At 68.5% G+C, this 17,449-nt stretch carries 20 protein-coding genes; 16 read left to right on the top strand and 4 right to left on the bottom strand.

Annotated elements, in window-relative coordinates; translation table 11 throughout:
• Positions 1 to 14 precede the first annotated feature (14 nt).
• From nrdR to BM397_RS13620, 3 genes are all read right to left on the bottom strand, one after another.
• The gene (gene nrdR, locus BM397_RS13630; protein ID WP_092425303.1) at positions 15 to 482 is read right to left on the bottom strand and encodes a transcriptional regulator NrdR; all 468 of its coding nucleotides are present in this window, start codon (positions 480 to 482) and stop codon (positions 15 to 17) included.
• A gap of 174 nt (positions 483 to 656) precedes the next feature.
• Positions 657 to 1,076, bottom strand: coding sequence for a secondary thiamine-phosphate synthase enzyme YjbQ (locus BM397_RS13625; protein WP_092425305.1), 420 nt, complete (start codon positions 1,074 to 1,076; stop codon positions 657 to 659).
• A 78-nt stretch (positions 1,077 to 1,154) separates the two neighbouring features.
• Positions 1,155 to 1,406, bottom strand: coding sequence for a hypothetical protein (locus BM397_RS13620; protein ID WP_092425308.1), 252 nt, complete (start codon positions 1,404 to 1,406; stop codon positions 1,155 to 1,157).
• Between the two features lie 198 nt (positions 1,407 to 1,604).
• On the opposite strand from BM397_RS13620, the gene BM397_RS13615 reads away from it, so the two are divergent.
• The 15 genes from BM397_RS13615 to BM397_RS13550 all read left to right on the top strand — a co-directional run bounded on the left by BM397_RS13615 (position 1,605) and on the right by BM397_RS13550 (position 16,039).
• Positions 1,605 to 2,279, top strand: a complete 675-nt coding sequence (locus BM397_RS13615) for an SDR family oxidoreductase (protein ID WP_092425310.1) — start codon at positions 1,605 to 1,607, stop codon at positions 2,277 to 2,279.
• A 143-nt stretch (positions 2,280 to 2,422) separates the two neighbouring features.
• Positions 2,423 to 5,836: a transglutaminase family protein gene (locus BM397_RS13610; RefSeq protein ID WP_092425312.1), complete on the top strand. Its 3,414-nt coding sequence runs from the start codon at positions 2,423 to 2,425 to the stop codon at positions 5,834 to 5,836.
• Positions 5,837 to 5,843: 7 nt separating this feature from the next.
• Positions 5,844 to 8,246: a circularly permuted type 2 ATP-grasp protein gene (locus BM397_RS13605; protein WP_092425530.1), complete on the top strand. Its 2,403-nt coding sequence runs from the start codon at positions 5,844 to 5,846 to the stop codon at positions 8,244 to 8,246.
• Between the two features lie 15 nt (positions 8,247 to 8,261).
• Positions 8,262 to 9,140 (top strand): transglutaminase family protein, encoded by an 879-nt coding sequence (locus BM397_RS13600; RefSeq protein WP_092425315.1) that lies wholly within the window; start codon positions 8,262 to 8,264, stop codon positions 9,138 to 9,140.
• 97 nt (positions 9,141 to 9,237) lie between these two features.
• Positions 9,238 to 10,227, top strand: a complete 990-nt coding sequence (locus BM397_RS13595; protein ID WP_092425317.1) for a beta/alpha barrel domain-containing protein — start codon at positions 9,238 to 9,240, stop codon at positions 10,225 to 10,227.
• A 401-nt stretch (positions 10,228 to 10,628) separates the two neighbouring features.
• Positions 10,629 to 11,390, top strand: a complete 762-nt coding sequence (locus BM397_RS13590) for a sulfite exporter TauE/SafE family protein (RefSeq protein WP_092425320.1) — start codon at positions 10,629 to 10,631, stop codon at positions 11,388 to 11,390.
• Positions 11,391 to 11,540: 150 nt separating this feature from the next.
• On the top strand, positions 11,541 to 12,434 hold the full coding sequence (locus BM397_RS13585) for a 2-dehydro-3-deoxygalactonokinase (protein WP_092425322.1): 894 nt from the start codon (positions 11,541 to 11,543) through the stop codon (positions 12,432 to 12,434).
• A complete protein-coding gene (locus BM397_RS13580) occupies positions 12,431 to 13,051 on the top strand; it encodes a 2-dehydro-3-deoxy-6-phosphogalactonate aldolase (RefSeq protein WP_092425324.1) in 621 nt (206 codons plus the stop codon). Before BM397_RS13585 ends, BM397_RS13580 begins: the two co-directional genes overlap by 4 nt.
• A 46-nt stretch (positions 13,052 to 13,097) precedes the next feature.
• Entirely contained in the window at positions 13,098 to 13,598 is a 501-nt protein-coding gene (gene tsaA, locus BM397_RS13575) for a tRNA (N6-threonylcarbamoyladenosine(37)-N6)-methyltransferase TrmO (RefSeq protein ID WP_092425326.1), read from the top strand.
• Positions 13,599 to 13,778: 180 nt separating this feature from the next.
• Positions 13,779 to 14,621, top strand: coding sequence for an urease accessory protein UreD (locus BM397_RS13570; RefSeq protein ID WP_092425328.1), 843 nt, complete (start codon positions 13,779 to 13,781; stop codon positions 14,619 to 14,621).
• A gap of 2 nt (positions 14,622 to 14,623) precedes the next feature.
• The gene (locus BM397_RS13565; RefSeq protein WP_092425330.1) at positions 14,624 to 14,926 is read left to right on the top strand and encodes an urease subunit gamma; all 303 of its coding nucleotides are present in this window, start codon (positions 14,624 to 14,626) and stop codon (positions 14,924 to 14,926) included.
• Between the two features lie 47 nt (positions 14,927 to 14,973).
• Positions 14,974 to 15,141: a hypothetical protein gene (locus BM397_RS29340; RefSeq protein ID WP_176806664.1), complete on the top strand. Its 168-nt coding sequence runs from the start codon at positions 14,974 to 14,976 to the stop codon at positions 15,139 to 15,141.
• Entirely contained in the window at positions 15,138 to 15,443 is a 306-nt protein-coding gene (locus BM397_RS13560; RefSeq protein WP_092425332.1) for an urease subunit beta, read from the top strand. The genes BM397_RS29340 and BM397_RS13560 overlap by 4 nt, the downstream gene beginning before the upstream one ends.
• Positions 15,444 to 15,475: 32 nt before the next feature.
• The gene (locus tag BM397_RS13555; protein ID WP_092425334.1) at positions 15,476 to 15,805 is read left to right on the top strand and encodes a hypothetical protein; all 330 of its coding nucleotides are present in this window, start codon (positions 15,476 to 15,478) and stop codon (positions 15,803 to 15,805) included.
• A 21-nt stretch (positions 15,806 to 15,826) separates the two neighbouring features.
• Positions 15,827 to 16,039: a hypothetical protein gene (locus BM397_RS13550; protein WP_092425336.1), complete on the top strand. Its 213-nt coding sequence runs from the start codon at positions 15,827 to 15,829 to the stop codon at positions 16,037 to 16,039.
• Positions 16,040 to 16,132: 93 nt separating this feature from the next.
• On the opposite strand, the gene BM397_RS13545 is transcribed toward BM397_RS13550, so the two are convergent.
• On the bottom strand, positions 16,133 to 16,975 hold the full coding sequence (locus tag BM397_RS13545; RefSeq protein ID WP_092425338.1) for a c-type cytochrome: 843 nt from the start codon (positions 16,973 to 16,975) through the stop codon (positions 16,133 to 16,135).
• A gap of 100 nt (positions 16,976 to 17,075) precedes the next feature.
• Between BM397_RS13545 and BM397_RS13540 the strand changes: the two genes are divergently transcribed.
• Positions 17,076 to 17,432 (top strand): lysozyme inhibitor LprI family protein, encoded by a 357-nt coding sequence (locus tag BM397_RS13540; RefSeq protein ID WP_176806666.1) that lies wholly within the window; start codon positions 17,076 to 17,078, stop codon positions 17,430 to 17,432.
• Positions 17,433 to 17,449 lie beyond the last annotated feature (17 nt).

The raw sequence follows: 17,449 nt of genomic DNA, 5'->3' as shown, positions 1-17,449 counted from the left end.
GTTGCAGACCGCGCTCACTTCTCCGGCTGGGTGCCGGGACGCAGCTCGCTCACGAACTTGTCGAAATCATCAGCAGCCTGGAAGTTCTTGTAGACGCTGGCAAAGCGCACATAGGCCACGGTGTCGATCCGCGCGAGCGTCTCCATGACGATCTCGCCGATCTGTTTCGACTGGATGTCGGTTTCGCCGAGGCTTTCCAACCGTCGCACGACACCGGAGATCATCTGGTCGACGCGCTCAGGATCGATCGGGCGTTTCTGCAGCGCGATGCGGATCGAGCGCTCGAGCTTGTCGCGGTCGAAATCCTCGCGCCGACCGCTGGTCTTGATCACCACGAGATCGCGCAGCTGCACCCGCTCATAGGTGGTGAACCGGCCGCCGCAGGCCGGGCAGAAACGGCGACGACGGATCGAGACATGGTCTTCTGCCGGGCGTGAATCCTTGACCTGGGTGTCGATATTTCCACAAAACGGGCAGCGCATGCCTTCCCCCAATCACTTCGTTCCAACGTGGGCATGAGGTTATCCCTCATTTATCCACAGCCACTATAGGGGAGCGCCCAGAAATTGGGTAGAGGTCAATTTGCTCCGCAAGATGCGGGGCGTGCAAAATCCTCGAAATCTAGAAAAACCGCTGAGAAATCATCCTGAGCGGCTTCAGCCGCCGAGATGGGCGAGGACTTCGCGCCAGTGAGGCGCGTTGCGGTGCTCGAAGAGATAGATGCCCTGCCAGGTGCCGAGCCCGAGTTTTCCACCGTTGATCGGAATGGAAAGGGAGACCGGCAGCAGGGCCGCCTTGATATGGGCGGGCATGTCGTCCGGACCTTCGTAGGTATGCGTGAGATAACGCATCGAAGGGTCGCTGCTCGGCGGCACGAGACGGTGGAAGAACTCGGTCAGGTCGGTCCTCACCTCGGGGTCGGCGTTCTCCTGAATGAGCAGAGAGGCCGAGGTGTGGCGAATGAACAGGGTGAGTAGCCCGTCGCTCGCACCACTCCCGCCGACCCAGCGGTTCACGTCGCGGGTGAACTCATAGAGGCCGGGACCCCGCGTCTCGATGGTGAAGCTGGTCTGCATTCCTGGACCCCGTATCGCGCGCTGCCGTGTCGGCCCATGCCTAGCAAGCGCGGCGGCGGTCTGCCAGTGGCGCGACCGTCAGACCGTCGATGCCACGCAACGCACCTGGGGCAGGTCGTCGGAGGACTGGAAGAGCAGGGGAGTGCCATCATCGGAGACGGCGGGCATCGAGGCGACCTGCTGCAACGTTTCGCGGCACTCTGCCAGTTCGTGCGGCGCGACCTCGATCTCAATGACCGTGGCGGCGCCGGTTCCGAGCACCTCTGTCGCGGCATAGGCGGCGACGGCGGTGCAGGTCGTAACGGCAGTGAGCAGTGCGAGGCGTTTCATCGAGGATCTCCCTTACTGGTCGGCAAGAAAACGCCGGTGCTGCGAAAGTTGTTCCATTTCCGTTGCGTGACGGGTGCGTGATCGACCCCTGAGGCCGCTTTCATGGGCCGGAACACCGCGCGCGCTATCTTGCCTGGCAGCCGCGCCGGGTCGCCCCTGCGCCAAGTTTCACGCGAATGTCCTTCGGGAGGGTTAATCATGATCCGCAAGACACTCTTCATCACCGGTGCCTCTTCCGGCATCGGCGCGCAGACCGCCCGTGCCGCGGTCGAGCGCGGCTGGAATGTGGGCCTCTTCGCGCGGTCCAAAGACAAGATTGCCGACCTCGAGAAGGAACTTGGTCCGCATGCACTGGCACTGCCGGGCGACGCGACCTCCCTCCAGGAGCAGGAAGCGGCCATGGCGAAACTGGCCGGGCATTTCGGCGATGTGAACGCCGCCTTCGCCAACGCAGGGACCGGCCTGTCGCAATCGGGCACGCGCAAGGGCGATCCGGGGGAATGGGAGCGGCTGGTGCAACTCAACATCCTCGGGGTGCTCTGGACCGCGAAAGCCGCCTCGGCCTATTTCGTGAAAAACCGGGGACATCTGTTGCTCACCGGCTCGGCGGCTGGCCGGACGACCATCAAGGGGTCGGTCTACGGTGCCTCGAAATGGTTCGTGCACGGCTACGGCGGCAACCTCGCCGAGGAGTTCCGCGAATGGGGCGCACGGGTCACGGTGATCGCGCCGGGCATGGTCGACACGCCCTTCTTCGACGAGGCCAAACCCGACAAGCTGAAACCCGAGGACATCGCCCGCTCGGTGATGTTCGCGCTGGAAGCCGATGCGCGCGCGGGCGTGCGTGAGGTCTTCGTCATGCCGGTGAACTGAACACCGCGATCCATGCCTCCGTGCGTCGCCTGCGGAACGGGCGGCGCGGCAACGGTCGATGCCGCGGGGTCATGCAAGGCTTTACAAGCGCGGGCCAAGTCGCTCAGGTGTGAGAGGTTTCCACCAGTTGCGGGCCCTAGCGAATGGCGATTACGGCAAGTATCCACCACCTGACGCACTACAAGTACGACCGCCCGGTGTCGCTCGGGCCGCAGATCATCCGGCTCAGGCCAGCGCCACACTCGCGCACGCGGGTGATCTCGCATTCGCTGAAGGTCTCGCCCGAGGGGCACTTCGTCAATCATCAGCAGGATCCCTATGGAAACTGGCTGGCGCGCTTCGTGTTTCCCGAGCCGGTGACCGAGTTCAAGATCGAGGTCGATCTCGTCGCCGACATGACGGTCTACAACCCGTTCGACTTCTTCGTGGATGAGAGCGCCGAGGCCTTTCCCTTCGAGTATTCGCAGGACTTTGCCGAGGACCTGTCGATCTACCGCACCCCCGAGCAGGCCGGCCCGCGGCTGCAGGCTTATCTCGATACCATCGAGAAAAGCGCGCCGCGCACGGTCGACTACCTCGTCGGGCTGAACGCCCGGCTGGAGAAGGACATCGGCTACATCGTCCGCATGGAGCCCGGCGTGCAGACCCCCGAGGAGACGCTGCAACTGGCCAAGGGCTCCTGCCGTGACACCTCGTGGTTGCTCGTGCAAATCCTGCGGCATTTGGGTTTCGCGGCGCGCTTCGTGTCCGGGTACCTGATCCAGCTCAAGCCCGACCTCGTCTCGCTCGACGGGCCGGCGGGGACCGATCACGACTTCACCGACCTGCACGCCTGGTGCGAGGTCTACATTCCCGGCGCCGGCTGGATCGGGCTCGACCCGACCTCCGGCCTGCTAACCGGCGAGAGTCACATTCCGCTCGCCGCCACGCCGCACTACCGAAACGCCGCGCCCATCGTCGGCGGCTACTCCGCGCCGCCGAATACGCAGACCGATTTCGATTTCGACATGCAGGTGCGCCGCGTCGCCGAGCACCCGCGCATCACCAAGCCCTTCTCCGACGAGGCCTGGGACGCGCTGGACGCGCTCGGGCACAAGGTCGACGCCGAGATCGAGGCGCAGGACATGCGCCTGACCATGGGCGGCGAGCCGACATTTGTCTCGATCGACGATTTCGAGAGCGCCGAGTGGAACACCGCCGCGGTCGGGCCGCAGAAGCGCGCGCTCGCGGATCAGCTGATCCGCCGGTTGCGGGAACGTTTCGCGCCGGGCGGCTTCCTGCACTACGGGCAAGGCAAGTGGTATCCCGGCGAGACCCTGCCGCGCTGGACCTTTTCGCTCTACTGGCGGCGGGACGGCAAGCCGGTGTGGAAGAACCCCGACCTGGTGGCCAAGGAGGCCGCCAAGGGCGCGGATGCCGCGCAGGCCGACAGCTTCATGACCAGATTCGCCGAGACGCTGGGTCTCGATGGCAACTACGTCCACCCGGCCTACGAGGATCCGGCGGAATGGATTCTCAAGGAAGCCGATCTGCCGATGAACGTGACGCCGGAGGATTCCAAGCTCAAGGATCCCGAGACCCGCGCCCGCATTGCACGGGTGTTCACCCGCGGGCTCGACGAGGCGGCGGGCTTCATCCTGCCGCTGCAGCGCTGGCAGTCCAAGGCGAGCGGGCCGAAGTGGCGTTCCGAGCACTGGAAGACCCGGCGCGGGCATTTGTTCCTCATCCCCGGCGACAGCCCGGTGGGCTTCCGTCTGCCGCTCGGGGCGCTGCCCTTCGTGCCGCCCTCGGCCTACCCCTATGTCTACCCGACCGATCCCAGCGTGCCGCTGACCGAGCTGCCGGATTTCCACGCGCAGCAACAGGAACGCCGCGCGCAGCTGATGGAGGAGCTGGAGCGCATCGCCGCCGAGGAGCGCGAGGCCATGGCCGCGTTGCCCGAGGTCACGCCGGGGCACGACCAGCCGGTGTCCGAGGCGCGCGACGTCGGGCGGCGGCAGCGCATCATGGAGCAGGGCGTCGACCCGGCGGGCGGCGCGGTGCGCACCGCCATCGCCATCGAGCCGCGGGACGGCCGGCTCTGCCTCTTCATGCCGCCGGTGGAGTCGCTCGAGGACTATCTCGACCTGCTCGCCGCGGCGGAGACCACCGCCGAGGAACTGGGCCTGCCGATCCATATCGAGGGCTACACGCCGCCGCATGACGCGCGCCTCAACGTGGTCCGCGTCGCCCCCGATCCCGGCGTGATCGAGGTCAACGTGCACCCGGCGCACAGCTGGGAGGACTGCAAGGCGATCACCAACGGCGTCTACGAAGAAGCCCGTCAGTGCCGCCTCGGCGCCGACAAGTTCATGATCGACGGCAAGCACACCGGCACCGGCGGCGGCAACCACGTCGTCGTGGGCGGCGAGACGCCGCATGACAGCCCCTTCCTGCGCCGCCCGGACCTCATGCGCTCGATGATCCTGCACTGGCTGCGGCATCCCTCGCTCAGTTACCTCTTCTCGGGTCTCTTCATCGGCCCGACATCGCAGGCCCCGAGGATCGACGAGGCGCGGCACGACAGCCTCTACGAGCTGGAAATCGCGCTGGCGCATTTCCCGGCGCCGGGGCAGGGCGAGCCGCCGCTGCCGTGGCTGACCGACCGGCTGCTGCGCAACATGCTGATCGACGTCACCGGCAACACCCACCGGGCGGAGATCTGCATCGACAAGCTCTACTCGCCCGACGGGCCCACCGGCCGCCTCGGCCTCGTCGAGTTCCGCGGCTTCGAGATGCCGCCGGACGCCAAGATGAGCCTTGCGCAACAGGTGCTCATCCGGGCGCTGCTGGCGCGCTTCTGGAAGGCCCCCATCCAGGGCAAGCCCGTGCGCTGGGGCACCACGCTGCACGACCGCTTCATGCTGCCGCATTTCGTCTGGCAGGATTTCCTCGACGTGCTGCGCGACCTCGGCGATCACGGCTTCACCTTCCGTCCCGAGTGGTACGAGGCGCAGCGCGAGTTCCGTTTCCCCTTCGCCGGAGAGGTCGACTACGAGGGCGTCCACCTCGAGCTGCGGCAGGCGCTGGAGCCTTGGCACGTGCTGGGCGAGCGCGGTGCCATCGGCGGCACCGTGCGCTACACCGACAGCTCGGTCGAGCGCATGCAGGTGCAGCTCACCGCCACCGAGCCGGGCCGCTACATCGTCGCCTGCAACGGCCGCGCCGTGCCGATGGCCGAGACCGGTGCTTCTGGCGTCAGGGTTGGCGGCGTGCGCTTCAAGGCCTGGCAGCCCGCCGAGGCGCTGCACCCGACGCTGCCGGTGAACGCGCCGCTGACCTTCGACATCTTCGACACCTGGACCGGCCGAGCGCTGGGCGGCTGCCGCTACCATGTGGCGCATCCGGGCGGGCGCAACTATGACACCTTCCCGGTGAATACCAACGAGGCCGATGCGCGGCGGCTTGCCCGCTTCGAGAAACTCGGGCACACCCCGGGCAGCTACTGGCCCGCGCCCGAGACACCGCATCCGGAGTTCCCGATGACCCTCGATCTGCGCCGCCTGCCGGGGATCTGACGCCTTGGTGGCGGAGACGAAACGCCCGCTGCCGGAGACGGTGGCCAAGTTCCTGCAAGGCTACAGCCCGCCCCCGGGCGTGGCCGACGAGTTGCTGCGTCCGGACGGCACGCTGCGCCCCGCCTGGCAGCCGCTGATCCGCCACCTTGCCACGCAGAGCGCCGAGACCCGCGCCCGGGCCTTTGCCCGGGGGGACCAGTACCTGCACGACACGGGCGTCTATTTCCGCCAGCACACCGGCGAGGGCTCGACCGAGCGCAGCTGGCCGCTGAGCCACGTGCCGGTGGTCATCTCGGGCAGCGAATGGGCCACGCTCGCCGCGGGCATCGTGCAGCGCGCCGAGCTGCTCGAGCGGGTGATGGCCGACCTCTACGGGCCGGGCGACCTGGTGCAGCAGGGCTATCTGCCCGCCGACCTGGTGGCACGCAACCCCGAGTGGCTGCGGCCCATCGTCGGCGTGCAGCCGCGCTCGGGGCATTTCCTGCACTTCCTCGCCTTCGAGATCGGCCGCTCTCCGGACGGGACCTGGCTGGTGCTGGGCGACCGCACGCAAGCGCCCTCGGGCGCGGGCTTCGCTCTGGAAAACCGCATGGCCACGGGGCGGGTGTTTCATGACCTCTTCCCCAAGGCCAACGTCGAGCGGCTCGCGGGATTCTTCCGCAGCTTCCGCGACGCGCTGATCGGCCTGCGCGCTGACGAGCGCAGCCGGGTGGCGATCCTCACGCCGGGCCAGCACACCGACACCTATTACGAGCATGCCTATATCGCCCGCTACCTCGGCTTCATGCTGCTCGAATGCGAGGACATGGCGGTGCGCAATGGCCAGCTCAAGGTGCGCACCGTGGCGGGGGACGAGCCGGTCTCGGTGCTCTGGCGTCGCCTCGACTCGCGGTTTGCCGACCCGCTGGAGCTGGACGAGAGCTCGGCCCTCGGCACGCCCGGCATGGTCTCGGCGCTGCGCGCGGGGGCGATCACCATGGTCAACTGCCTCGGCTCCGGCGCGCTGGAGTCGCGGGCGCTCATGGCCTTCCTGCCGCGCATCTGCGAGGCGCTGACCGGCGAGGCGCTGAAGCTGCCGAACATCGCCACCTGGTGGTGCGGTCAGCCCTCGGAGCGTGCCTACGTGCGTGACAACCTGCACCGCATGCTGATCGGCCCGGCGCAATCGACCAAGCTGCCCTTCGACATCGACGCGGGCACCGCGCTCGGCGGGCGCTTCAGGGGGCAGGCGCATGGCTCGGTCTCGGACTGGCTGGAGCGCGAGGGCGACACGCTGGTGGGGCAGGAGGCGGTGACCCTTTCGACCACCCCCGCCATGGTCGGCGACCGGCTGGTGCCGCGCCCGATGGTGGTGCGGGTCTTTGCCGCGCGTACGCCCGAGGGCTGGACGGTGATGCCGGGCGGCTACGCCCGCATAGGGCGCAACGGCGATCCCACGGCTCTGGCGATGCAGTCGGGCGGCTCGGTGGCCGACGTCTGGATCACCTCGGACGCGCCGGTCCCCAGCGAGACCCTCGCCCCCCGCGACAAGGGGCCGTTCCTGCGCCGCCAGCCGGGGCAGCTGCCGGCGCGGGCGGCGGACAACCTTTACTGGCTCGGCCGCTACGTCGAACGGGCGGAGATGGGCGTGCGCCAGATCCGCGCCTATCACCTGCGGCTCGAGGATTACGGCCCCGACGCGCTGCCGCTGGTGGAAAGCCTCGCACGTTTCCTCGCCGGTTTCGGCCTCGATCCCTCCGAGGAGCCTGTGCCGCCGGGGCTGCTGCAGCTCTTCGAGGTTTCGCGCGGCTGTGCCGCCAAGGTGCGCGACCGCTTCTCCACCGACGGCTGGACCGCGCTGTCGGACCTCGCCTTCACCGCCCGCGACGTGGCCGAGGGCTGCCATCCCGGCGATGATGCCGCCCGCGCCATGAGCCTGCTGCTGCGCCGCCTCGCGGGCTTCTCCGGCCTCGTGCACGAGAACATGTTCCGCTTCCTCGGCTGGCGCTTCCTGACCGTCGGGCGGGCGCTCGAACGCACTGACCAGATGGCCGCCTTCCTTGCCGCCTTCACCTCGGCGAAGGCACCCGAGGGCGGGCTCGATCTGGCGGTGGAGGTCGGCGATACGGTGATGACCCATCGTCGCCGTTACTCGGTCGAGACCTCGCGCGAGACGGTGATCGACCTCCTGGCGCTCGACGCGGGCAACCCGCGCTCGATGCTCTTCCAGATCGACCTGTTGCTGGGCGAGGAAGAGCGCATCCGTGCCGCCAGCGGCCGCCCGATGGGCGAAGCGGCAAAGCGCATCCTGATGCTGCGCACCGCGCTGGCGGTTGCCGAACCCTCCGAGATCACCCCCGCGCGGCTGAGCGGCTTCCGCGCCGACCTCGCCGCGATTTCCCACGCGCTCACCGCGCAATACCTGAGCTGAGCCCGGAGCCGCCCCATGTCCCAGCTCTATGACATCTCGTTGCGGATCACCTACGAATACGCCCATCCCGCAGCCAACAGCCGTACCCTGCTGCGGATGCTGCCGCGCGCGCTGCCGGGGCAGGAGCTGCTGGCGGGGGTAGTGAGCGCCGATCCGGCGCCCGGCTGGCGCCGTGACGGAGTGGATTTCTTCGGCAATCCGACCTGCGAAATGGCCCACGACATGCCGCTGAGCGAGATCGCCTTTGCCTTCAGCGGCCGCGTGCGCAAGGCGCGTCCGGTCGCCGGTCTCGATCTTTCGGGCGATCTTGCGGCCCTGGCGCAGGATCTGGCGGCGGTGCGCAGCATCGGACCGGAGAGCCCGCACCACTTCCTGGGCGCTTCGCCGCGCCTGCCCGCGGCGCCCGAGATTGCTGCCTTCGCGCGGGACACACTGACGCGCGGCATGTCTGTCCGCGCCGCTGTCGCGGCGATCAGCCACCGGCTCAACACCGAGTTCGCCTTCGACCCCGAGGCCACCGAGGTCACCACCACAGCGATCGAGGCCTTCCGCGCCCGCCGCGGCGTCTGCCAGGACATCAGCCACGTGATGATCACCGCGCTGCGCGGCCTCGGCATTCCCGCGGGCTACGTGTCGGGCTTCCTGCGCACCCTGCCGCCCGAGGGCCAGCCCCGGCTCGAAGGCGCGGACGCCATGCATGCCTGGGTGCGCGCCTGGTGCGGCGCCGAGACCGGCTGGATCGAGATCGACCCGACGAACGACATGCTCGCCGGGGCCGACCACGTCACCGTCGCCTATGGCCGCGATTATTCCGATGTGGCGCCGACCCGGGGCTCGCTGCGCTCCGAGGGCAGCCACGTGACGACCCACCAAGTGGATGTCGTGCCTGTCTGAGCCGCCCCGGCACCGCCCGCGTTGACGATTGCGAAACCTCTTTGGCGCATCGTGCCGGGCAGGGCGCATACGGGGACGGGCCAAGCGGGGACACGCGATGCGACGGATCGATGAGAAACTGGCCAAGATCGCGCGCGGCCGCTACGGGCCGCGCGATTTCATCCTGACCTTCTGCAAGGATGCTGACCTGATGCGCGGCTGCTCCGCCGCCGGGCGCGACGAGGCGGGACGCCTGCGCAACGCCCCGGCCTACCGCGCCGACATGCGCCGTGTGATCGAAAGCGACCTTGCGGACATCGTGCTTACCTCGCTCGGCAGCGCCGAGGTGTTCAGCGAGGAGGGGATCTATTCCCGCTCCAACGTCACCCCCGCCGTCCGGTTGACCGACAACACCGACATCTGGCTGGTGCGCGGCGGGCGCTACGTTCAGTTCCCCGCCATGCCTTTCCGCAGCTCGCGGCTGGAAAACGTGCGCCCGGTGGCCAATCTCGGGCTCTACGCGCTGAGCTTCTACAACGACATCGACATCGATCATGCCACGCTGTCGGCCTATGCCGACTTCCGGCAGATGGCCGCCTCCGTCGGCTTGCGGCATTTCCTGCGGGTCGGCGATCCGCCGATCCCCGTCGACAGCGGTGAAGAGGAATACGGCGGCTATCGCAACGACATTCTGACCCGCAGCCTTGCCGGGATCGCCGGCAAGGAACGGCCGCTCTTCGTCGAGGTGGGGTACCACGGCCCGCGCGCGATGGAGGAACTGGCCGACTGGGACCCGGCGCGCGTTATCTTCGGCCTTACGGGGTTCAAGGAAGGGACCACGCGCGATTGTCTCGAACGGCTGGCGCAGGGCGAACGCTACGGTGCCCGCACCGCCAGCTTCAGCCGGGTCGAGTTCGAGTGCGAGGACCCTGTGCTAATGATGCGCGCCATGCGCCACGTCGTGCGCGAAGGGATGAGCTCGCAGGAGGCGGTGCAGGCCTATCACGCCGATCTCGGGGTCGCTGGTCTGACACCGCTGCGGCCCCTGCAGGAGGACCTAGAGCTGACCGTGCCGCTGCTCAGTCGTAACCACAGTCGCGCCGCCTGACTCCGGATTGGCTCCGCACCGTCGGGGGGCACCCATGCCCTTCGCTTCCGTATCGGGCCGCGCTGCCCTCGGCATCAGGGCGGCCATGGCGATCCCCTGCAGCGCGTATCGTGGCCCCGGTGTCCCCACACCATGCCCGCATCGCCCGCCGAAGCCCCAGAACCCCGCCAGCCCCAGAACCCCGCCAGCCCCAAGACCCCGCCAGCCCCAAGACCCCGCCAGCCCCAAGACCCAGCCAGCCCCCGAAGCCCCGTCAGGCTCCAACGCCCGACTAGACCGCGCTGCGGTCATGCCCGGCTCCCGCGCTGCGGGGGGGCGGATCGGGCAGTGACCCGGCGTCTTTCCGCTTTCACCTTCCGGCGCATTTCTTCAGAAAGAGGCGCGGCAGCTAGGGAAGTGGCATGGAAGACGGAAGCGGGTTCTGGATCGCGGCGGTGCTCGCCACCTTTTGCGTCGGCGCGTCGAAGGGCGGCATGCCGGTGATCGCCATGCTCGGCGTGCCCATGCTGACGCTCTTCGTCGCGCCCGCCGCCGCCGCCGGCTTGCTGCTGCCGATGTACATCCTGGCAGATGTCTACGCGATCTGGCTGTTCCGCCGCGATTTCTCGCCCCGCAACCTGAAGATCCTCATTCCCGCCGCCGCGGTCGGCATCCTGCTCGCCTTCCTCTGCATCTCGCGGGTGCCGCCGGAAATCGGCAAGCTGATCGTCGCCCTGGTCGGGCTCTACTACCTCGGCGACACGCTGCGCAAATGGCTGGCGCGCGATCATGCGGCCCGTCCCGCCGACGTGCCGCGGGGCCTGTTCTGGGGGGCGCTGTCGGGCTTCACCAGCTACATCTCCCACGCCGGCGGGCCGCCTTATCAGGCCTACACCCTGCCACAGATGATGCCCAAGATGACCTTTGTCGGCACCCAGGCCATCGTCTTCGCCTGCATCAACTGGATGAAGCTGCCGCCCTACATCGTCGCGGGGCAGGTGACTTGGGAGAGCCTGCAGAGGGTGGCGATGCTGGCGCCGGTGGCGCTCTTTGGGGCCTGGTCCGGGCAGCGGCTGGTGCGCTGGCTGCCCGAGCGCATTTTCTACGGCGTGGTGCGCGCGGCGCTCGGCCTGCTCAGCCTGCGCCTTCTATGGGAGGTCGCGCAGGCCTGGGGTTGGCTCTAGCGTCGCGCGGCTCCTTCTTCTCTTTTTCAAATACGCCCGGGGGAGGCGCGCGCAGCGCGGCGGGGGCAGCGCCCCCTCGGCTGCGGGTCCCCGCGCTTGCGCCCGCAGGGGGTGGGCGCTAACACCGAAGCGGCAATTCACGGAGGGCACATGTCGGCAGCTGACTGGATCGCGGTGGACTGGGGCACGTCGAACCTGCGCCTGTGGCGCATGGCAGCGGATGGCACGGTGCTGGACCGCGCCGAGAGCGAGGCCGGCATGGGTCGCCTCGCGCCGGAGGAGTTCGAGCCGACCCTTCTGGAGCTGCTGCCCGACCTCGACGCCGAGACCCCGGTGATCGTCTGCGGCATGGCCGGGGCCCGGCAGGGCTGGGCCGAGGCACCCTACGTGAAGACCCCCTGCACCCCGCCCGGCATCGCCGAGGCGATCGCCGTGCCGACGCGGGACCCGCGCCTGACCGTCCGCATCCTGCCCGGCGTCGCGCAGGACCGCCCCGCCGACGTGATGCGCGGCGAGGAGACGCAGGTCTCTGGCTTCCTTGCGCTTAACCCGCGCTTCGACGGGGTGATCTGCCTGCCCGGCACGCACAGCAAGTGGGTGCATGTGAGCGCTGGCGAGATCGTCTCCTTCCGAAGCTTCATGACCGGCGAGATCTTCGAGCTGCTGAGCCAGAAGTCGGTGCTGCGGCACGGGCTTGGTGGCGGCTGGGACGACGCGAGTTTTGCCGAGGGCGTGGATCAGGCCATGGGCCGCCCCGCCGCTTTCGCCGCCGAGCTCTTCACCCTGCGTGCTGAGGGGCTGCTGCACGGGCTGACCCCGGAAAAGGCCACCGCGCGGCTCTCCGGTCTGCTGATCGGCATGGAACTGGCGGCTGCGAAACCCTACTGGCTCGGCCAGAGCGTAGCGTTGCTCGGGGCATCGAAACTCGTCGCGCACTACCGCAGCGCGCTCGAGACGCTGGCAGTGCCGGTGGTGATCGCCGACGCCGAACGCATGACGCTGGAAGGGCTGAAGGCGGCCCGCAAGACGGAGAAGACCGAATGACCCGCGAGATCATCGCCATCCTGCGCGGCCTTACCCCGGAGGAGGCGCCCGCCGTCACCGAGGCGCTGATCGGCGCCGGGATCACCAAGATCGAGGTGCCGCTGAACTCGCCGCGCCCCTTCGACTCGATTGCCAAGATGGTGCAGGGCTTCGGCACCGACGCGATCATCGGCGCGGGCACGGTGCTCGCCCCCGAGGAGGTGCTGCGCCTGCACCAGATCGGCGCGCGCATGGTGGTCTCGCCCGACATGAACCAGCGGGTGATCATGGCGACCAAGAAGGCGGGGATGCTGAGCTACCCCGGCGTGCTGACCCCGACCGAGGCTTTCACCGCGCTGCGCACCGGTGCTGACGGGCTGAAGTTCTTCCCCGCCTCGCTGGTCGGCCCCGAGGGCGTCAAGGCAATGAAGGCGGTGTTGCCCGAGGGCGCGGCGACCTATGCGGTGGGCGGCGTCAGCGCTGGCAACATGGGCGAGTGGCTGGCGGCGGGTGTCACCGGCTTTGGCATCGGCACCTGGCTCTACAAGCCGGGCCGGAGCCTCGCCGAGGTGACCGCCCGGGCCCGCGAAGTCGTTGCCGCCTATGATGCCGCGAAGGGCGCGGAACTGGCGGGCTGAGCCGGCACGCGCTACCTTTCCGGTGATGCAGGACAGGGAGCGCGCCATGAGCCGAACCGGGAGCCGAACCGGGGCCACCCAAACCACCGACGACGAGATTCGCCCGGGCGAGACCGCCATCGAGCTCTTGCCCGCGCAGGACGCGCAGCTGCGCTTCATCGGGCGTATCCGCACGCCCTTTGCCATCCGGCGCGACTGCCCGCGGCAGGGCGATCTCGATGGCCCCGAGTGCCGGATCGAGCTCGATCCGGAATGGGAGCCCGCGCTCGAGGGCATCGAGCGGGCCGAGCGCATCCAGGTGCTCTACTGGCTCGACCGGGCCCGCCGTGATCTGCTGACCCAGACGCCGCACGGCAACGCTACCCGCGGAACCTTCGCGTTGCGCTCGCCGGTGCGCCCCAACCCGATCGGGATTTCCTCGGTCCGGCTGGTCCGACGCGACGGGCCGGTGCTGGTGGTGCAGGGGCTCGATTGCGTCGACGGAACCCCGCTTCTGGACCTGAAGCCGGACCGCTGCGAGCACCGCGCGCGACCCAAAGAGGGCTGATTCAAATGTGCTTAATATGGTGGCAGAACTCGATAAAGAGGTAAGTTTTCGGTCGTTTGATGTAGAATTCAGCAAAGGGCGCCTGCAGAGCTCCGCGCCTCTGCTTGTGGTCCGCCACGCCCTGAAAGAGGGTCCGCGTGGCAAGCGGAGGACAGCCCCATTCCCTATGATCAGCCCCAGATGAGTGCGCCGAACGGCCTGCCCGCAGCGGTCTCCGCGCAGCGTGCCCGCGGGCGCGCGCGGCTGGCGGCGCGGTGTCGGGGCAGCAGGAGCGCCATCGGAGATCTGCACATGTCCGGCAGCTCCAAGCTGCTGTTCCCGCGTGGGCTGGATGCGCTGCAGGCGGTGTATCTCAACAGTTCGGGCGGCGTGACCGGGGGCGATGCCTTCGACATCGAGGCGACCGCCCGCGAGGGCGCGCATCTGGCGCTGACCACGCAGGCCGCCGAGCGCGTCTACCGTGCGCTGCCGGGCGAAACCGGTCGCGTCGACACGCGGCTGGCACTGGAATCGGGCGCACGGCTCGACTGGCTGCCGCAGGAGACGATCCTCTTCGACGGCGCGGCACTCGACCGGCGGCTCTCGGTGGAGATGGCCCCGGATGCCCGTCTGCTGCTCTGCGAGCCGCTGATCTTCGGCCGTGCGGCCATGGGCGAAAATGTCACCGACTTGCGCCACGCCGACCGTATCGACATTCGCCGGGGCGGCAGGCTCGTCTGGTCCGACCGGCTGCGCCTCACGGGCGACGCCGCCGCGCATCTCGCCGATCCCGCGATTGCCGAGGGTGCCCGGGCCTTGGCCACCGTCGTGCTCGCCGCGCCCGGCGCCGCCACGCAGGTCGATGCGCTGCGCGCCATGCTGCCGGAAACGGATGGCGAATTCCTTGGCGGTGTCTCGGCGCTCGATCCCGACCTTCTCGTGCTGCGCATGCTCGCCATTGACGGGTTCGAGCTGCGCCGTCACCTTTGCCCCATACTGCGGCGCCTGTCGGGCGCCGAACTCCCAAGACCCTGGATGATCTGACCATGCAACTGACCCCCCGCGAAAAGGACAAGCTTCTGGTGGCCGTGGCCGCCGAGGTGGCCCGCAAGCGCCTCGCGCGCGGCGTAAAGCTCAACTACCCCGAAGCGGTGGCGCTGATCACCGACGCGGTGGTCGAGGGCGCCCGCGACGGCCGTTCGGTGGCCGAGATGATGGAGGCCGGGGCGCAGGTCATCACCGCCGAGCAATGCATGGAGGGGATCCCCGAGATGCTGCACGAGGTTCAGGTCGAGGCCACCTTCCCGGACGGCACCAAGCTGGTGACCGTGCACAACCCGATCCGCTGAGGCCCCCCGGGGCCGACGCCACGCAACGAAGACCAACAGGTGAGACGATGAAATACCTTCTGCCGATCATGGCCCTGCCGCTCGCAACCCCGGCCCTCGCGCATTCCGGCGCGCACCTGCACCCGCATGGCGCCGAGACCTGGCTGACCGCCGTGGCGGTGCTAGGCGTTGCGGCCTATGCCGGCTGGCGCATGTACGGCGGCGGTCGCAAATGATCCCCGGCGAGATCATCCCCGCCGAGGGCGATCTGCTGCTGAACGCCGACCGCGAGGCGATCACGCTGATGGTCGCCAATACCGGCGACCGCCCGGTTCAGGTGGGCTCGCACTACCATTTCGCCGAGACCAATCCGGCGCTTGATTTCGACCGCGACGCGGCGCGCGGGTTGCGGCTCGACATTGCGGCGGGCACCGCCGTGCGCTTCGAGCCCGGCCAGCGCCGCGAGGTGCAGCTCATCCCCTTCTCGGGGGAGCGCAAGATCTACGGCTTCAACCAGAAGGTCATGGGGGCACTCTGAGGTCTCCTCTTCCAGCGAAAGGGACGGCAAGCATGTTCGACGCATTCACGGCATTGACCGGCAGCATGATGCGGCTGGGGTTCCTCGGCGCCGAGGCGCAGAGCGTGGTGGCTTACCGGATGCTGGGCTTCGCCGGCATGTGGTCGGTCCCCTCGACCGAGGCGTACCGGATGACCGCAGAAAAGGGCCCCGCCTTCATGCAGGCCTGGTGGCAGGCGAGCGCGGCGATGATGCGCGGCGCGCCTGCGCCAGTGGTGATCAACGCCTTTTCTCGTCCACTGGAAGTGAAAGCCCGCCGCAACCGCAGGCGGCTCAGCCGGCGCGGGCCGCAGTTCCGTCCTGGCCAGCGTTCGGGCTGGTAGGCGCAGGCAGGGGGGGCACCGATGGTCTTCATGACACCTTTCGACTGGGCTGTGCTCATGTTGCGTGGCACGAGCCAAATGCTCGCTGTCCAGACGCAGATGACCGAGGCGCTCCTGACCTACGGCCGCAAGCAGGGGGCTGCTTTGCCGACCGCCGGCGCGACGGTGCTGCCCTTCGTGCGGCCTGCGCCTGTGGCGACGTTGGGCATCTGCGGCCCGGTGCGGATGAAGTGAGGCGCTGACGTGCATCGCTTGGCCACCGCATATCCCTCTCCGGACCACCTGGCACCGGCGCGCCCCACTCGGGCACGCCGGTGTTTTCGCGGGTCAGGCGTCGGGCAGCGGCGACAGGCTGCGCAGGTAGAGCACGATGGCGTCGAGATCGCCCTCGGTCATCTGCGCGAGGTAGCCGTAGGGCATCGGCGGAAGCATCTGCGAGCCGTCCGTCCGCATGCCCTTGGTGATCATCGCCTTCAGCTCCTCGTCGCTGTAGCCGGCCAGCCCGTCTTCGGAGCTGGTGAGGTTCGGTGCGGTGACGCTGCCCCAGGGGCCGTGGAACTCGAAGCCGCCCTGACCGAGGTGCTCGGGATCGGTCATCGGGCCCTTGTCGCTCATCGGCGAATGACACTCCATGCAATGGGTGACCGCGTTGGCGAGGTAGGCCCCATACTCCACGGTCACGCCGCGCTCGGGCGGGGTGACGCTCTCCACCGGCGGCCCATAGGCCGGGGGCAGGGGAATGTTGTAGACCGAGTCCGGCACCTCGTTTTCGACCGCCGGGAGCGTGCGCAGGAAGGCGACGATCGAGGCCAGGTCGTCATCGCCGAGACCCTTGTACATCGCAAAGGGCATGGGCGGGCCAATCACCGAGCCATCGGGCAGAATGCCCTCGCGGATGGCGCGCGCCAGTTCCGCGTCGCTCCAGTTCGCGACCTCGCCACCGGGGGTGATGTTGGGGGCGTAGGCGGTGAACATCGGGTTGTCCTCGACGAGGCGTCCGCCGAGTTCCATGCTCATGTCCGGGCCCGCCTCGCCAAAGGGCGTGTGGCAGTTGCCACAGCCCGCCGGGCCCCTGACCAGATATTCGCCGCGGGCGACGTCGCCCGCCGCGCTTGCCGTGCCGGCACCAAGGGCCAGCAGAGAAAGTCCTGTAATCGTCGACCTGAACATTCCAAACTCCTTGCTGAAGAACTTGCTGGGAGGAAAAATGGACTTCTTTGACTTCAAGAGGACGCTACTCCCGTTTCGCCGTGGTACAAAATGCTTTCGCATGGCCGGGTTTGCGATTTTCGCCAGTGCCGTTCTGATCCAGGCTGATCCGGCCCGTGCCGCCTGCAGCGATGCAACCACCACGGTGGAAATGCGGGAGTGCCGCAGCCACGAATACGAGGCCGCCGATGCCGAGCTGAACGCGGTCTACGGCCAGCTCAAGGCCATGGCATCGGACGCGGTGATGGCGCAGGTCCGGGCCGCGCAGCGCGCCTGGATCCCATTCCGCGATGCCGCTTGCCTCGCCGAGGCCGCCCCCTACGAGGGCGGCTCCATCCAGCCGCTGATCCACGTCAGCTGCCTGACCAGACTAACCCAGCGCCGCAGCGAAGACCTGCGCACGCTCTTGCCGAACTGACCAACCCGAGGACGACC

It is taken from the genome of Alloyangia pacifica (assembly GCF_900116195.1).
In the GTDB taxonomy this organism is placed as follows: domain Bacteria; phylum Pseudomonadota; class Alphaproteobacteria; order Rhodobacterales; family Rhodobacteraceae; genus Salipiger; species Salipiger pacificus.
The sequence above is the reverse complement of the archived record's forward strand: the minus strand, read 5'-3'. Positions and strand labels throughout refer to the sequence as shown.

Bases quoted from the DNA above. Each gene is read 5' to 3' on its own strand.
- nrdR (WP_092425303.1), bottom strand. From the start codon at position 482: ATGCGCTGCCCGTTTTGTGGAAATATCGACACCCAGGTCAAGGATTCA.
- BM397_RS13625 (WP_092425305.1), bottom strand. From the start codon at position 1,076: ATGCAGACCAGCTTCACCATCGAGACGCGGGGTCCCGGCCTCTATGAG.
- BM397_RS13620 (WP_092425308.1), bottom strand. From the start codon at position 1,406: ATGAAACGCCTCGCACTGCTCACTGCCGTTACGACCTGCACCGCCGTC.
- BM397_RS13615 (WP_092425310.1), top strand. From the start codon at position 1,605: ATGATCCGCAAGACACTCTTCATCACCGGTGCCTCTTCCGGCATCGGC.
- BM397_RS13610 (WP_092425312.1), top strand. From the start codon at position 2,423: ATGGCGATTACGGCAAGTATCCACCACCTGACGCACTACAAGTACGAC.
- BM397_RS13600 (WP_092425315.1), top strand. From the start codon at position 8,262: ATGTCCCAGCTCTATGACATCTCGTTGCGGATCACCTACGAATACGCC.
- BM397_RS13595 (WP_092425317.1), top strand. From the start codon at position 9,238: ATGCGACGGATCGATGAGAAACTGGCCAAGATCGCGCGCGGCCGCTAC.
- BM397_RS13590 (WP_092425320.1), top strand. From the start codon at position 10,629: ATGGAAGACGGAAGCGGGTTCTGGATCGCGGCGGTGCTCGCCACCTTT.
- BM397_RS13585 (WP_092425322.1), top strand. From the start codon at position 11,541: ATGTCGGCAGCTGACTGGATCGCGGTGGACTGGGGCACGTCGAACCTG.
- BM397_RS13580 (WP_092425324.1), top strand. From the start codon at position 12,431: ATGACCCGCGAGATCATCGCCATCCTGCGCGGCCTTACCCCGGAGGAG.
- tsaA (WP_092425326.1), top strand. From the start codon at position 13,098: ATGAGCCGAACCGGGAGCCGAACCGGGGCCACCCAAACCACCGACGAC.
- BM397_RS13570 (WP_092425328.1), top strand. From the start codon at position 13,779: ATGAGTGCGCCGAACGGCCTGCCCGCAGCGGTCTCCGCGCAGCGTGCC.
- BM397_RS13565 (WP_092425330.1), top strand. From the start codon at position 14,624: ATGCAACTGACCCCCCGCGAAAAGGACAAGCTTCTGGTGGCCGTGGCC.
- BM397_RS29340 (WP_176806664.1), top strand. From the start codon at position 14,974: ATGAAATACCTTCTGCCGATCATGGCCCTGCCGCTCGCAACCCCGGCC.
- BM397_RS13560 (WP_092425332.1), top strand. From the start codon at position 15,138: ATGATCCCCGGCGAGATCATCCCCGCCGAGGGCGATCTGCTGCTGAAC.
- BM397_RS13555 (WP_092425334.1), top strand. From the start codon at position 15,476: ATGTTCGACGCATTCACGGCATTGACCGGCAGCATGATGCGGCTGGGG.
- BM397_RS13550 (WP_092425336.1), top strand. From the start codon at position 15,827: ATGGTCTTCATGACACCTTTCGACTGGGCTGTGCTCATGTTGCGTGGC.
- BM397_RS13545 (WP_092425338.1), bottom strand. From the start codon at position 16,975: ATGTTCAGGTCGACGATTACAGGACTTTCTCTGCTGGCCCTTGGTGCC.
- BM397_RS13540 (WP_176806666.1), top strand. From the start codon at position 17,076: ATGGCCGGGTTTGCGATTTTCGCCAGTGCCGTTCTGATCCAGGCTGAT.